The 12,331-nt window shown below is 66.6% G+C and carries 10 protein-coding genes; 9 read left to right on the top strand and 1 reads right to left on the bottom strand.

Going from position 1 to position 12,331, the window contains the following annotated elements; translation table 11 throughout:
- Positions 1 to 2,253 carry a heavy metal translocating P-type ATPase gene (locus tag AC1D1F_RS17485; RefSeq protein WP_477696485.1) on the bottom strand — a complete coding sequence of 751 codons (2,253 nt, stop codon included), beginning with the start codon at positions 2,251 to 2,253 and terminating at the stop codon, positions 1 to 3.
- Positions 2,254 to 2,346: 93 nt separating this feature from the next.
- On the opposite strand from AC1D1F_RS17485, the gene cadR reads away from it, so the two are divergent.
- From cadR to AC1D1F_RS17530, 9 genes are all read left to right on the top strand, one after another.
- Complete coding sequence (gene cadR, locus AC1D1F_RS17490) at positions 2,347 to 2,883, top strand: Cd(II)/Pb(II)-responsive transcriptional regulator (RefSeq protein WP_477677578.1); 537 nt, start codon at positions 2,347 to 2,349, stop codon at positions 2,881 to 2,883.
- A 74-nt stretch (positions 2,884 to 2,957) separates the two neighbouring features.
- The gene (locus AC1D1F_RS17495) at positions 2,958 to 3,689 is read left to right on the top strand and encodes a TetR/AcrR family transcriptional regulator (protein WP_477677577.1); all 732 of its coding nucleotides are present in this window, start codon (positions 2,958 to 2,960) and stop codon (positions 3,687 to 3,689) included.
- On the top strand, positions 3,686 to 4,570 hold the full coding sequence (locus AC1D1F_RS17500) for an SDR family oxidoreductase (RefSeq protein WP_477677576.1): 885 nt from the start codon (positions 3,686 to 3,688) through the stop codon (positions 4,568 to 4,570). The genes AC1D1F_RS17495 and AC1D1F_RS17500 overlap by 4 nt, the downstream gene beginning before the upstream one ends.
- Positions 4,567 to 6,180 (top strand): acyl-CoA carboxylase subunit beta, encoded by a 1,614-nt coding sequence (locus tag AC1D1F_RS17505; RefSeq protein ID WP_477696486.1) that lies wholly within the window; start codon positions 4,567 to 4,569, stop codon positions 6,178 to 6,180. Before AC1D1F_RS17500 ends, AC1D1F_RS17505 begins: the two co-directional genes overlap by 4 nt.
- 64 nt (positions 6,181 to 6,244) lie before the next feature.
- On the top strand, positions 6,245 to 7,423 hold the full coding sequence (locus tag AC1D1F_RS17510) for an acyl-CoA dehydrogenase family protein (protein WP_477677574.1): 1,179 nt from the start codon (positions 6,245 to 6,247) through the stop codon (positions 7,421 to 7,423).
- 5 nt (positions 7,424 to 7,428) lie between these two features.
- Positions 7,429 to 8,217, top strand: a complete 789-nt coding sequence (locus AC1D1F_RS17515; RefSeq protein ID WP_477677587.1) for an enoyl-CoA hydratase/isomerase family protein — start codon at positions 7,429 to 7,431, stop codon at positions 8,215 to 8,217.
- Positions 8,214 to 10,154 carry an acetyl/propionyl/methylcrotonyl-CoA carboxylase subunit alpha gene (locus tag AC1D1F_RS17520; RefSeq protein ID WP_477677573.1) on the top strand — a complete coding sequence of 647 codons (1,941 nt, stop codon included), beginning with the start codon at positions 8,214 to 8,216 and terminating at the stop codon, positions 10,152 to 10,154. Before AC1D1F_RS17515 ends, AC1D1F_RS17520 begins: the two co-directional genes overlap by 4 nt.
- On the top strand, positions 10,151 to 11,323 hold the full coding sequence (locus tag AC1D1F_RS17525; protein WP_477700790.1) for an acyl-CoA dehydrogenase family protein: 1,173 nt from the start codon (positions 10,151 to 10,153) through the stop codon (positions 11,321 to 11,323). The genes AC1D1F_RS17520 and AC1D1F_RS17525 overlap by 4 nt, the downstream gene beginning before the upstream one ends.
- Complete coding sequence (locus tag AC1D1F_RS17530) at positions 11,320 to 11,811, top strand: thioesterase family protein (protein WP_477677571.1); 492 nt, start codon at positions 11,320 to 11,322, stop codon at positions 11,809 to 11,811. Before AC1D1F_RS17525 ends, AC1D1F_RS17530 begins: the two co-directional genes overlap by 4 nt.
- Positions 11,812 to 12,331: the final 520 nt, after the last annotated feature.

Below are 12,331 nucleotides of genomic sequence, written 5' to 3' on the forward strand. Positions count from 1 at the left end.
TTAAGGCCGCCGACGCAACAGCCGCAAGCCGTTGCCCACCACCAGCAGGCTGGCGCCCATGTCTGCGAACACCGCCATCCACATCGTGGCCGTGCCGAACACGGCGAGGACCAGGAAAACGCTCTTGATGCCCAGGGCCAGGCTGATGTTTTGCCAGAGGACGGCATGCGTGCGCTGTGACAGGCGCACGGTCTCGGCCACGCGCTGCAGCTTGTCGTTCATGATGACCACGTCGGCCGCTTCCATGGCGGTGTCGGAACCCGCGCCGCCCATGGCGAAGCCGATGTCGGCCTGGGCCAGTGCGGGTGCGTCGTTGATGCCGTCGCCGATCATGCCGGTGACGCCGTAGCGCTGCTGCATTTCGCGGATCGCATCCAGCTTGGCTTCGGGCAGCAGCTCGCCGCGCGCGTCGTTTATGCCGGCCTGCGCCGCGATGGCGAGCGCCGTGGCAGCGTTGTCGCCGGTCAGCATCACGGGCGTGACACCCAGCGCCTTGAGGTCGGTGATGGCCTGGCGCGAGCTTTCCTTGATGGTGTCGGCCACCGCGAACAGGGCCAGCACGCGGCGCTCGTCGGCCAGCAGGGTCACGGTGCGGCCCTGCTGCTCATGGCGCGCAAGCTCGGCTTCCAGCTCCACGCCGCACCGCCCGAGTTCATGGATCAGGCGGTGGTTGCCCAGCACCAGGCGCCGCCCCGCGATGGCGCCCTCCGTGCCGCGCCCCGGCAGGGCCTTGAAGTCCTGCACCTCGGCAGGCTCGGTGTTCAAGCCCGCGGCGATGGCTTTGGACACCGGATGGTCGGAGCGCGCGGCCATGCCGGCGGCCAGCTGCGTGAGGGATGCTTCGCCGGCATCGCCCCAGGCGCGCCAGTCCACGAGCCGGGGTTTGCCTTCGGTGATGGTGCCGGTCTTGTCGAGCGCGACGGCCTTGAGCAGGCGCGCCTGTTCAAGATAGGTGCCGCCCTTGATGAGGATGCCGCGCCGCGCGGCGGCCGACAGGCCGCTGACGACGGTGACCGGCGTGGAGATCACCAGCGCGCAGGGGCAGGCGATCACCAGCAGCACCAGCGCCTTATAGAGTGACTCCTGCCAGCTGAGGCCTGCGACCAAGGGCATGAGAACGGCCACCGCGACTGCGATCGCGAACACGGCGGGTGTATAGACCGCGGCGAAGCGGTCGACAAACCGCTGCGTGGGTGCGCGGCTGCCCTGAGCCTGCTCCACCGCATGGATGATGCGCGCCAGTGTGGTGTTGCCGGCCGCCGCCGTGACGCGGATTTCGATCTCGCCTGTTTCATTGATGGTGCCGGCGAAGACGGCGTCGCCGATTTCCTTGTCGACCGGAATGCTCTCGCCGGTGATGGGCGCCTGGTTGACGGCGCTGCTGCCTTGCGTGACGAGGCCGTCCAGCGGCACGCGTTCGCCGGGGCGTATGCGCACCACAGCTTGCAGCGGCACGGCGGCCACCGGTGTGATGGTCCAGGCGCCGTCTTCATCCTGCATCAGCGCCTGTTCGGGCGCCATGTCCAGCAGGTCCTTGATCGCGTTGCGGGCGCGGTCCACGGCGCGGGCTTCGATCAGCTCGGCAATTGCATACAGCGCCATCACCATGGCGGCTTCCGGCCATTGGCCTATCAGGAAAGCGCCGGTGACGGCCACCGACATCAGCGCGTTGATGTTGAGCTTGCCGCGCAACAGGGCGGCCATGCCTTTCTTGTAGGTGTCCAGGCCGGCCAGGGCAATCGCGGCAGCCGCCACCGCCATGCCGGCGATTTTCCAGGCCATGAGTTCGGGCGTGAAAAACGACACTGCTTCGGCGCCCACCGCCAGCACCAGTGCCACGACCAGGCGGGTGGCGCCGCCGCCAAAGCCACTGTCATGGCTGTGGTCGTGGTCATGCCCTTCATGGCCGTGGTCGCCCGCTTGCGCGCTTGCGGGCGACGCCGGCCGAGGGTCGAAGCCGGCTTTGCGGATCGCGGCCAGTGCAGGCGCGTAGGCGTCTTCGCTGGCGTCTATCCTGAGCGTGCGCGCCCCCAGCTGGAAGCCCAGCGAGCGTATTCCGGTGACGGGCTCCAGGGCGCGGCGTATGTCCGATTCCTCGGCGCTGCAGTCCATGGTGGCGATGCGGAACAGGCGCCCCGCGGCGCCTGCGGGGACGGCTGCGGGGGGCAGGCTTGCGTGCGCGGCATGGGCGCTGCCGCAGCAGTCGCCGGTAGGGCCTTTGAGGCCGGAAACTGGGGTTTTTTCAGGTTTCATGGCTTAATTGGAAACCCTGTAGCGGCCTTAGAGTCAAGCGCGATTGGCGAGTGACCCTGCCGCGATGTCGGGACGATGTTCAAGGAGGTCGCCATGAAAATCGGAGAGCTGGCCAAAACCGCCCAGACCCAGACGGAAACCATACGCTACTACGAGCGTGAAGGCCTGCTGCCCGAAGCGGCGCGCACCGAGGCCAATTACCGCATCTACGACGAAAGCCATGTGCAGCGCCTGGCCTTCATACGCCACTGCCGCTCGCTGGACATGACGCTTGCCGAGATCCGCACCCTGCTGAACTTCAAGGACGCGCCCGCTGGCAGCTGCGCCGACGTCAACACCTTGCTGGACGAACACATCAGCCACGTCGCCACGCGCATACGCGAGCTCAAGGCACTGGAAAAAGACCTCAAGCTGCTGCGTGAGCAATGCGCCAGCGACCAGGGCGCCGATGACTGCGGCATCCTCAGCGGCCTGGAAAAAGCCGCCTTGCGGCAAAGCCAGAACCGTACACCTGTTGTGGAGCGCGGCCATGCGGCGCACATCCACGGCGCGCACCCGCAGGTGGGCGCGCCCGGCAAAGAGGGCGGCGCCGGGCCCGCCGCGGGCAAGGCGGGCCGCGCGCGCAAATGACCCGGCCCGGGTTGCGGTATTTTTACAAAGCGCTTGCTTGCTAAAAATACCGGGTTTTGCTATGGTCCGTCCTTATGGAAAAACCCGCCACGCGTCCGCGCCTCGCCAAACGTGCCCCTTCACCCCCGAAAACCGCGGCCGCAAGCGCTGAAAAACGCCCGCGCGGCCGCCCGCGCAAAACCCTGGACGAGCGCGACGACGGCAACCGCCGCATCGAACTCATCAACGCCGCCGCCCGGCTGTTCCGGAAAAAAGGCTTCAACGCCACCAGCACGCGCGACATTGCGGCGGCGGTCGGCATGCACAGCGGCTCGCCCTTCTACCACTTCAAAAGCAAGGGCGCGTTGCTCTACGCGGTGATGGAGGAGGGCATGCGCTCGGCCCTGCTGCGCCAGGCCGCGGCCCTGCAGGCGGCCGGCTTGCCCGCCGATGACGCGCCGGCATTGCTGCGGCTGTTGATACGCAGCCACTTCGGTGTGCTGCTGGGCCCCGGCAGCGATTTCATTCCGGTCATGCTTTATGAGTCGCGCTCCATCACCACCCGGCAGCGCGCGCTGCTGACCAAGCTGCAAAGCGACTACGAAGCCGTCTGGGAGCCCGTGCTGCAGGCCCTGGCCGGGGCAGGGCAGCTCAAGGGGCCGGTGAAGCTGGCGCGCCTGCTGATGTTCGGCGCGCTCAACTGGTCGGTGCAGTGGTTTGACGCCAGGCAGTCCGCCACGCTGGACGACCTGACCGACGCGGCCATGGCGCTTTTCATTCGCGCCCCGGCGCCGGGCAAAACCTCCTCATCAAAGGCCTTGCCATGAGCTACCAATCGGTTTTCCAGCCCGGCCTGTTTGCCGGCCAGGTCATCGTCGTGACCGGCGGCGGCTCCGGCATAGGCCGCTGCATTGCGCACGAGCTCGCCGCGCTCGGCGCCCATGTGGTGCTGATAGGCCGGCAGGTGGCCAGGCTTCACGGCGTGGCAGGCGAGATCGCGGCGCAGGGCGGCCGTGTCAGCTTCCACCCTTGCGACATACGCCAGGAGAAAACCGTCAGGACCACCATCACCGCCATCGTGGTGGCCCAGGGCCGCATCGACGGGCTGGTCAACAACGCCGGCGGCCAGTACATCACGCCGCTGGAGGCCATCAGCGCCAAGGGCTGGGAGGCCGTCATCAACACCAACCTGACAGGCGGCTTCCTGATGGCGCGCGAATGCTACCTGCAGGCCATGCAGGACAAGGGCGGCAGCATCGTCAACATCGTGGCCGACATGTGGGGCTCCATGCCCAGCATGGGCCACAGCGGCGCGGCGCGCGCCGGCATGGTGAGCTTCACCGAAACCGCGGCGGCCGAATGGGCCAGAAGCGGCGTGCGCGTGAACGCGGTGGCGCCCGGCTACATCGCCTCCAGTGGCATGGACCACTACCCGCCCGAGGCCGGCCCCATGCTGCGCGAGATGCGCCACACCGTGCCGCTGGGCCGCTTCGGCACCGAAAGCGAAACCTCGGCCGCCGTGGTGTTTTTGCTCAGCAAGGCCGCCAACTTCATCAGCGGCAGCACCTTGCGCGTGGACGGCGCCAGGCCCCAGGTGCGCATGGGCTGGCCCCAGCAGCGGCTCGACGCCGAAGCGCTGCAGCGTGAGGCCGTCAAGCCCTTCGACGGCTTCCACCTCGCCGAAACACCGAAAGTCTTGCAGTCATGACACTGTTCCAGTCCGCGTGGAATGCGCAGTCGCCGCGGGCCTTGCAGCGGCGGGACGCCATGCTGGCGCGCATCGCGGCGCTGCGGGGGCTTGAAGAGCGCAGCGCCGCCGCTTCGGCGAAGTCGCGGCCCGCCTTCGACAAGCGCGGCCAACTCTTGCCGCGCGAACGTGTGGCGCTGCTGCTGGACGCCGGCGCGCCCTGGCTGCCGCTGTGCTCGCTGGCCGGCTACCTGCAGGACAGCAAGGAGGCTGCCAACTCGGTGCCGGGCGGCGGCGTGGTGGCCGGCATCGGTTTTGTCAGCGGCGTGCGCTGCATGGTGGTGGCCAGCGACTCGGGCATAGAAGCCGGCGCCGTGCAAGCCATGGGCCTGGAAAAAATCCTGCGTGTGCAGGAAATCGCCTTGCAAAACAAATTGCCCTTTGTCCACCTGGTCGAAAGCGCGGGCGCCAACCTCATGCGCTACCGGGTCGAAGGTTTTGTGCAGGGCGGCGCATTGTTCCGCAACCTGGCGCGCCTGTCGGCGGCCGGCATTCCCGTCATCACCGTGCAGCACGGCTCGGGCACGGCGGGCGGCGCCTATATGCCCGGCCTCAGCGACGTTGTCATCATGGTGCGCGACCGTTCGCGCGCCTTCCTGGCCGGCCCGCCGCTGCTGATGGCCGCCACCGGCGAAGTGGCGACTGAAGAGGAACTGGGCGGGGCGCAGATGCACAGCACCGTATCCGGCCTGGGCGAACAGCTGGCCGGGGACGACCGCGAGGCGCTGGGCCTGGCGCGCGAGGTGGTGGCGCGCACGGCGTGGGCGCAGGCAGCCTCCGCAAGCCTGGCGCGTGAACCGCTGTACCCGGCGCAAGAGCTATTGGGCCTGGTGCCGGACGACCTGCGCCAGCCGCTGGACATGCAGGAACTGATCGCGCGGCTGGTGGATGGCTCCGACTTTCTGCCCTTCAAGGCGCTTTACGGCGCGGCCACGGTCTGCGTGCAGGCGTCCCTGGGTGGCCATGCCGTCGGCATTCTCAGCAACAACGGCCCCATCGACGTGGCCGGCGCCAACAAGGCCGCCCATTTCATCCAGCTGATGTGCCAGCTGGGCCATCCCATCATCTACCTGCAGAACACCACCGGTTATATGGTGGGCAAGGAGAGCGAGCAGGCCGGCATGATCAAGCACGGCTCCAAGATGATCCAGGCCGTCACCAATGCCACGGTGCCGCAAATCACCATCCAGTGCGGTGCGTCCTTCGGCGCCGGCAACTACGGCATGTGCGGCCGTGCTTATGCACCGCGTTTTCTTTTCAGCTGGCCCAGCGCGAAAACGGCCGTGATGGGCGGCGAGCAGGCCGCACGCACCATGCAGATCGTCGGTGAAGCGGCGTTGGCGCGCAAGGGCATTGCGCCCGACCCAGCCCAGTCACAGACCCAGTACGACAAGATCGTTGCGATGGTCGAAGCCCAGGCCGATGTGTTCTACACCTCGGGCCTGGTGCTGGACGACGGCGTGATAGATCCGCGCGACACGCGCGCCGTGCTGGCGCAATGCCTGGACATCTGCGCCCAGGCTGAGGCGCGGCGGCTCAGGCCGCTGCAATTCGGCGTGGCGCGCATGTAGCTCATTCCCCCACAAGAAAACAGAAGAGATAAAGAAGCAAAGAAGCAAAGAAGCGGAGACAAAAATGCAGTACAGCCACGAACACCTGGAAATCCAGAAAACCCTCAAGCGTTTCATCGACGCCGAGATCAACCCGCACGTCGATGAATGGGAGGCGGCCGAAATATTCCCGGCGCACGAGGTCTTCAAGAAACTCGGCAAGCTGGGCCTGCTGGGCCTGACCAAACCCGAAGCGTACGGCGGCGCGGGCCTGGATTATTCCTACGGTGTGGCCATGGCCGAGGCGCTGGGCCACATCGACTGCGGCGGCGTGCCCATGGCCATCGGCGTGCAGACCGATATGTGCACACCGGCGCTGGCGCGCTTCGGCAGCGACGAGCTCAAGCGCGAGTTCCTGGCGCCCGCGATTGCCGGCGACACCGTGGGCTGCATAGGCGTGAGCGAGCCCGGCGCGGGCAGCGACGTGGCCTCCATCAAAAGCCACGCGCGCAAGGACGGCGGCGACTACGTCATCAGCGGCCAGAAGATGTGGATCACCAACAGCCTGCAGGCCGACTGGATGTGCATGCTGGTCAATACCGGTGAAGGCCCTGCGCACAAAAACAAAAGCCTGGTGATGGTGCCCATGCGCGAAGGCGGCAAGCTGCGCAAAGGCATTGAAGCGGCGAAAAAGATCAAAAAAATCGGCATGAACTCGTCCGACACCGGCCTGATCTACTTCGACGAAGTGCGCGTGCCGCAGCGCTACCTCATCGGCAGCGAGGGCTCGGGTTTTGCCTACCAGATGATGCAGTTCCAGGAGGAACGCCTCTGGTGCGCGGCCAGCTGCATACAGTCGCTGAGCAACTGCATCGAATGGACGGTCGAATGGGCGCATGAGCGCAAGCTTTTCGGCGCCGTGCTGGCCGACCAGCAATGGGTGCAGTTCAAGCTGGCCGAGATGAAGACCGAAGTCGAAAGCCTGCGCGCCATGACTTACCGCGCCTGTGAGCTTTATGTGCAAGGCCAGGATGTGACCGAACTCGCTTCCATGGCCAAGCTCAAGGCCGGGCGGCTCAACCGGCTGGTGCCCGACACCTGCCTGCAGTTCTGGGGCGGCATGGGCTACACCTGGGAGAACAAGGTCGCGCGCATGTTCCGCGACGGCCGGCTGGCCTCCATAGGCGGCGGCGCCGACGAAGTCATGATGGGCATCATCGCCAAGATGATGGGCGTGGCCAAGTCCTCCAGGAAGCCCGCGTGACCGCCATGAACAAGCTGCTGGATGTGGTGCGCGAAGGCGCGACCGAGACCTGGATTTTGAACGACCCAGCCGCGCGTAACGCTTTGAGCGATGCGATGGTGGAAGCCTTGCAGGCCGCCTGCGAGCGCGCGGCAAAAGACCTTTCGCTGCGCTTTGTTGTGCTGGCCGGGGCCGGCGGCGCTTTTTGCACGGGCGGCCGCCTGGGTGGTTTTTCCGAGGCCATAGGCCAGGCCCTGCCGCCGGGCGCGGTGGACCCGCTGGTCGCGATGAACCGCCGCTTCGGCACGCTGCTGCAATCCTTGAGCAAGCTGCCGCAAGTGCTGGTGGCCGTGGTCAACGGCCCGGCCATGGGCGGCGGCCTGGGCCTGGTGTGCTGCGCCGACTTTGTGCTGGCCGGTTATCGCGCGGTGCTGGCCGCGCCCGAGGTGACGCTGGGCATTGCCCCCGCGCAGATCGCGCCCTTTGTGCTCAAGCGCCTGGGCGACCGCGCCGCGCGGCAATGCCTGCTGACGGGCCGCAGGTGGACGGCGTGGGAAGCCCTGCAGCTGGGCCTGGTGGATGAAGTGCATGCCGGCGATGAATTGCCGGCGGCTTTGCAGGCCCTGCTGGCCCGGCTGGGCCAGGCGGGGCCGCGCGCGCTGGCCGCCACCAAGGAATTGCTGGCGGCATCGCAGGGCCAGCCGGACGTGCTGGACCAGGCGGCCGCCCTGTTTGCCGGCAGCCTGCGCGGCGCCGAGGCGGCCGAAGGGCTGCGGGCTTTTGCGCGCAAAGCCGAGCCGGAATGGGCCGTATGACAAAAATCCATCGCCTGCTGGTGGCGAATCGCGGCGAGATCGCCCGCCGCATTCTGCGCACCGCCCACGCCATGGGCATGCAAACGGTGGCGGTGTATTCGGACGCCGATGTCGGCGCGCTGCATGTGCGCGAGGTCGGCATGGCGCGTGCCCTGGGCGGCGACGCCTCGGCCGATTCCTATTTGCGGATCGACAAGCTGGTCGCCGCGGCGCAGGACAGCGGCGCCGACGCGGTGCATCCCGGCTACGGCTTCCTCAGCGAGAACGCCGCCTTTGCCGAGGCGGTGATCGCGGCGGGGCTGGTGTGGGTGGGGCCGCCGCCGGCCGCGATGCGGCAGCTGGGCAGCAAGGCTGCCGCCAAACAGCTGGCGCAGGCGCAAGGCGTGCCCTGCCTGCCGGGCTACCAGGGGCAGGACCAATCGGATGCACGCTTTGAAACCGAGGCCGGCCGCATCGGCTACCCGCTGATGGTCAAGGCCGTGGCGGGCGGCGGTGGGCGCGGCATGCGGCTGGTGTTGTCAGCCGAGGATTTGCCGTCGGCCCTGCGCAGCGCACGCTCTGAGGCTGCGTCAGCCTTCGGCAGTGAAGAACTGCTGATCGAAAAAGCCCTGATGAACCCTCGCCATGTCGAGGTGCAGGTGTTTGCCGATGGCCATGGCGCTTGCATCCATCTTGGCGAGCGCGACTGCTCGGTGCAGCGGCGCCACCAGAAGCTCATTGAAGAAACGCCGAGTCCCGCCGTCGATGCGACCCTGCGAGCGCGCATGTGCGGTGCTGCCGTGGCGCTCGCACAGGCTGCGGGCTATGTGGGCGCGGGCACGGTGGAGTTTCTGGTCGAAGGTGGTGACTTCTTTTTGATGGAGATGAACACGCGCCTGCAGGTCGAGCACCCTGTGACCGAAGCGGTCACCGGACTGGACCTGGTCGAGTGGCAGCTGCGCATCGCCCAGGGCGAGGCCTTGCCGCTGGCCCAGGAGGACGTGGTGTTCACGGGCCATGCCATCGAAGTGCGCCTGTGCGCGGAGGACGAAGACTTCAGGCCGCACGCCGGCACGGTTCAGCGCTTTCGCGAGCCGGGCGGCGTTCGTTTCGACCATGCGCTGTTCGAAGGCCTGGTGGTGCCGCCGCATTACGACTCCATGCTGGGCAAGCTGGTGGCGCATGCGGCCACGCGCGAGAAGGCGGTCGACAGCCTCCTCGCGGCGCTGGGCCGTACCGAGGTGCTGGGCCTGCCGACCAACCGCACCTTTTTGGCCGCTTGCCTGGGACATCCGGTGTTTCGAGCCGGTGATGCGCTGATTCCTTTTCTGGCAGAGCACGGCGCTGCTCTGAGAGCAGGACTGCGGAAAGCGCAAGAAGAGGCGCTTGTACCGCTGGGGCTCGCGGCGCTTTTCCCTGGGGCCGGCTCCGAGCTGCCGTGTTCGTTTCCCAAACCGCTCAGGCTGCGGCACGGCGGCCAGGTGCTGGACCTGCGCGTGCGCGAAGCGGGCCGGGGACGCCTGGAGGTGGAGACCGGGGGACAGACCTCACCGGAGGCGATGGTGGCGGGAGATGGTGCCATCACGGTGCAAACCAGTGGCACGCAGCGGCGCGTGGTGGCCTTGCGCCTTCTGGACGCCGTGGGGCAGGCCGCCTTGCGCTGGCATGTGCAGGCGGATGGCGTCGATCTTTTCCTCGAAGACGCGAGCTTTGAAGCCGCGGCTTCGGGCGCGGCGGCCGCATCGCGCGAGTTGCGTGCAGCATTCAATGGCAAGGTCATCGCCGTGCATGCTGTTCCCGGCCAGGCCGTGCGGCGCGGCGACACCCTGCTGGTGATTGAATCCATGAAGCTCGAACATACGGTCAATGCCCCGCACGACGCGGTGCTGGCGGCTGTGATGGTGGCGCCCGGCCAGCAGGCCGCGCCCGGCCAGGTCTTGCTGAGGTTTGAGGCATGAGCGCGTCGTACGCAGCTCGGGGCGAGGAGGAAGTAATCAACGCCATGGCCGATACCGTGAGGCTTTTTGCCGAACGCGAGATTGCGCCGCACGTTACGGCCTGGGACGAAGCCGGCGAGTTTCCCCGTGCGCTTTACACGCGGGTGGCTGAATTGGGCCTGCTGGGCCTGGGCTATCCCGAGGCGCTGGGCGGCACGCCGGCTTCCTGGCAGCTGCGCAACGCGGTCACCCTTGCCTTGTGCCGCTACGGCGGCAGCGGAGGTGTGATGGCAAGCCTCTTTTCCCACAACATCGCGCTGCCGCCCGTGCTGCGCCATGGCAGCCCGGATCTGCAACAAGAGATCATCACACCCGTGCTGCGCGGCGAAAAAATCGCGGCGCTGGCCGTCACCGAACCCGGCGGCGGGTCCGACGTGGCCGCGCTGCGCAGCACCGCGCGGCGTGACGGCGGCGACTATGTCATCGACGGCGAGAAGGTGTTCATCACCTCGGGTATGCGCGCCGACTTCCTGACCGCGGCCGTGCGCACCGGTGAGGCCAAGGGGCCGGCGGGCATCTCCTTGCTGGTGGTGCCGGGCGATGCGGCAGGCCTGTCGCGCAGCCCTTTGCAGAAGATGGGCTGGTGGTGTTCGGACACGGCGCATCTGCGCTTTGACAAGGTGCGGGTGCCGGCCCGCTACCTGATCGGCGAGGAGGGCGCTGGTTTCCGCATGGTCATGGGCAACTTCAACGGCGAGCGCATGGCGTTGGCCGTGGCCGCGCTGGGTTTTGCCGAGGCCTGTTACGACGAAGCACTGGACTGGGCGCGCCAGCGAAAGACTTTCGGTGCGGCTCTGGTCGAACGCCAGGTGGTGCGCCACAAACTGGTCGACATGCAGATGCGCATCGCCTCCACCCGCGCCTGGACGGACGCGTTGGCCGCGCGCGCCGATGCCGGCGAGGAGGCTTCGGGCAACGCCGGCTGGGTGGCCCAGGTTTGTTTGCTGAAGAACCATGCCACACAAACCATGCAGTTCTGCGCCGACCAGGCGGTACAGATCCTGGGCGGCATGGGCTATATGCGCGGCACCAAAAGCGAACGCATTTACCGTGAGGTCAAGGTCATGATGATAGGCGGCGGCGCCGAGGAAATCATGAAGGACCTCGCTGCACGACAATTGGGACTATGACCAAAGCACAGCCCATACCCACCGGTGCGATTGAATTCGAGCCGGATTTCGTCGCCGCACTCAAGAACTTGTTCGAGGAAAAAATCGTCTTCAACAAGCTGCTGGGGCTGAAGATCACTTCGGTGACGGCCGAAAGGGTCACGGCGCGCATCGACATGCGCAACGAGCTGATAGGCCACTATGCGCACAACCGCATCCACGGCGGCGTGATCAGCGCCGGGCTGGACGCCATGGGTGGGCTCGCGGTGATGGCGGCGATAGGTGCGCGCCATATGGATGAGACGCCGCTGCAGCGGCTGCAGCGTTTCACCAAGCTGGGGACTATAGATTTGCGGATCGACTATCTGCGGCCGGGGATTGGTGATTATTTTGAGCTTCGGGCTGAGGTGATGAGGCTTGGTTCGCGGGTGGCGAGTACGAGGATGGAGTTTTTGGGTTCTGATGGGAAGTTGTTTTCTACTGGGGCTGGGGCTTATATCGTTTCTTAGCCGGGGCTTGCTCCGGCGGTGCGTGCTCTTCTGAGTTTTGCTGGCCGGGGGTAGCCCGGCTGCTACTCACTTTTCTTTTGCTTCGCCAAAAGAAAAGTAAGCAAAAGAAAAGGCGACCCTGGTTGCTGCGTCCCTTCGCTTCGCTGCGGGCAACCTGCGGTGCTCGGTCCAGACGGGGTCTCGCTAAACTCGCCTTCGGCTCAAACAACGCGATCCCTGATCCGTCTGGACCTCCGCTCCTCGGCGCATCCACAAGGGGTGGGAGCGGGGAGAAGAAATCCAAACGGCCGAATACCAATACCGAATACCTGAAGAAACAAGGACACGCCATGGCGTGTCCTTGTTGGTATTTGTCTTCTTGTATTTGTCCCCGCTCCCGCTTGCCCCGTCCTGGCTGGGCCGAGGAGCGCAGACGTAGGCGGATCAGGGATCGCGCTTGTTTGAGCGAAGCGAGTTTGCGCGAGACCCCGCCGTAGTCGAGCACCGCAGGTTGCCCGTAGCGAAGCGTAGGGACCCAGAC

The sequence above is a fragment of the Polaromonas sp. P1_H6 genome (assembly GCF_056405195.1).

What these genes read in the sequence shown, in the direction of transcription:
- AC1D1F_RS17530 (WP_477677571.1), top strand. Translation starts at nt 11,320, where the DNA reads ATGACCAAAGCACAGCCCATACCCACCGGTGCGATTGAATTCGAGCCG.
- AC1D1F_RS17505 (WP_477696486.1), top strand. Translation starts at nt 4,567, where the DNA reads ATGACACTGTTCCAGTCCGCGTGGAATGCGCAGTCGCCGCGGGCCTTG.
- cadR (WP_477677578.1), top strand. Translation starts at nt 2,347, where the DNA reads ATGAAAATCGGAGAGCTGGCCAAAACCGCCCAGACCCAGACGGAAACC.
- AC1D1F_RS17510 (WP_477677574.1), top strand. Translation starts at nt 6,245, where the DNA reads ATGCAGTACAGCCACGAACACCTGGAAATCCAGAAAACCCTCAAGCGT.
- AC1D1F_RS17525 (WP_477700790.1), top strand. Translation starts at nt 10,151, where the DNA reads ATGAGCGCGTCGTACGCAGCTCGGGGCGAGGAGGAAGTAATCAACGCC.
- AC1D1F_RS17495 (WP_477677577.1), top strand. Translation starts at nt 2,958, where the DNA reads ATGGAAAAACCCGCCACGCGTCCGCGCCTCGCCAAACGTGCCCCTTCA.
- AC1D1F_RS17485 (WP_477696485.1), bottom strand. Translation starts at nt 2,253, where the DNA reads ATGAAACCTGAAAAAACCCCAGTTTCCGGCCTCAAAGGCCCTACCGGC.
- AC1D1F_RS17520 (WP_477677573.1), top strand. Translation starts at nt 8,214, where the DNA reads ATGACAAAAATCCATCGCCTGCTGGTGGCGAATCGCGGCGAGATCGCC.
- AC1D1F_RS17515 (WP_477677587.1), top strand. Translation starts at nt 7,429, where the DNA reads ATGAACAAGCTGCTGGATGTGGTGCGCGAAGGCGCGACCGAGACCTGG.
- AC1D1F_RS17500 (WP_477677576.1), top strand. Translation starts at nt 3,686, where the DNA reads ATGAGCTACCAATCGGTTTTCCAGCCCGGCCTGTTTGCCGGCCAGGTC.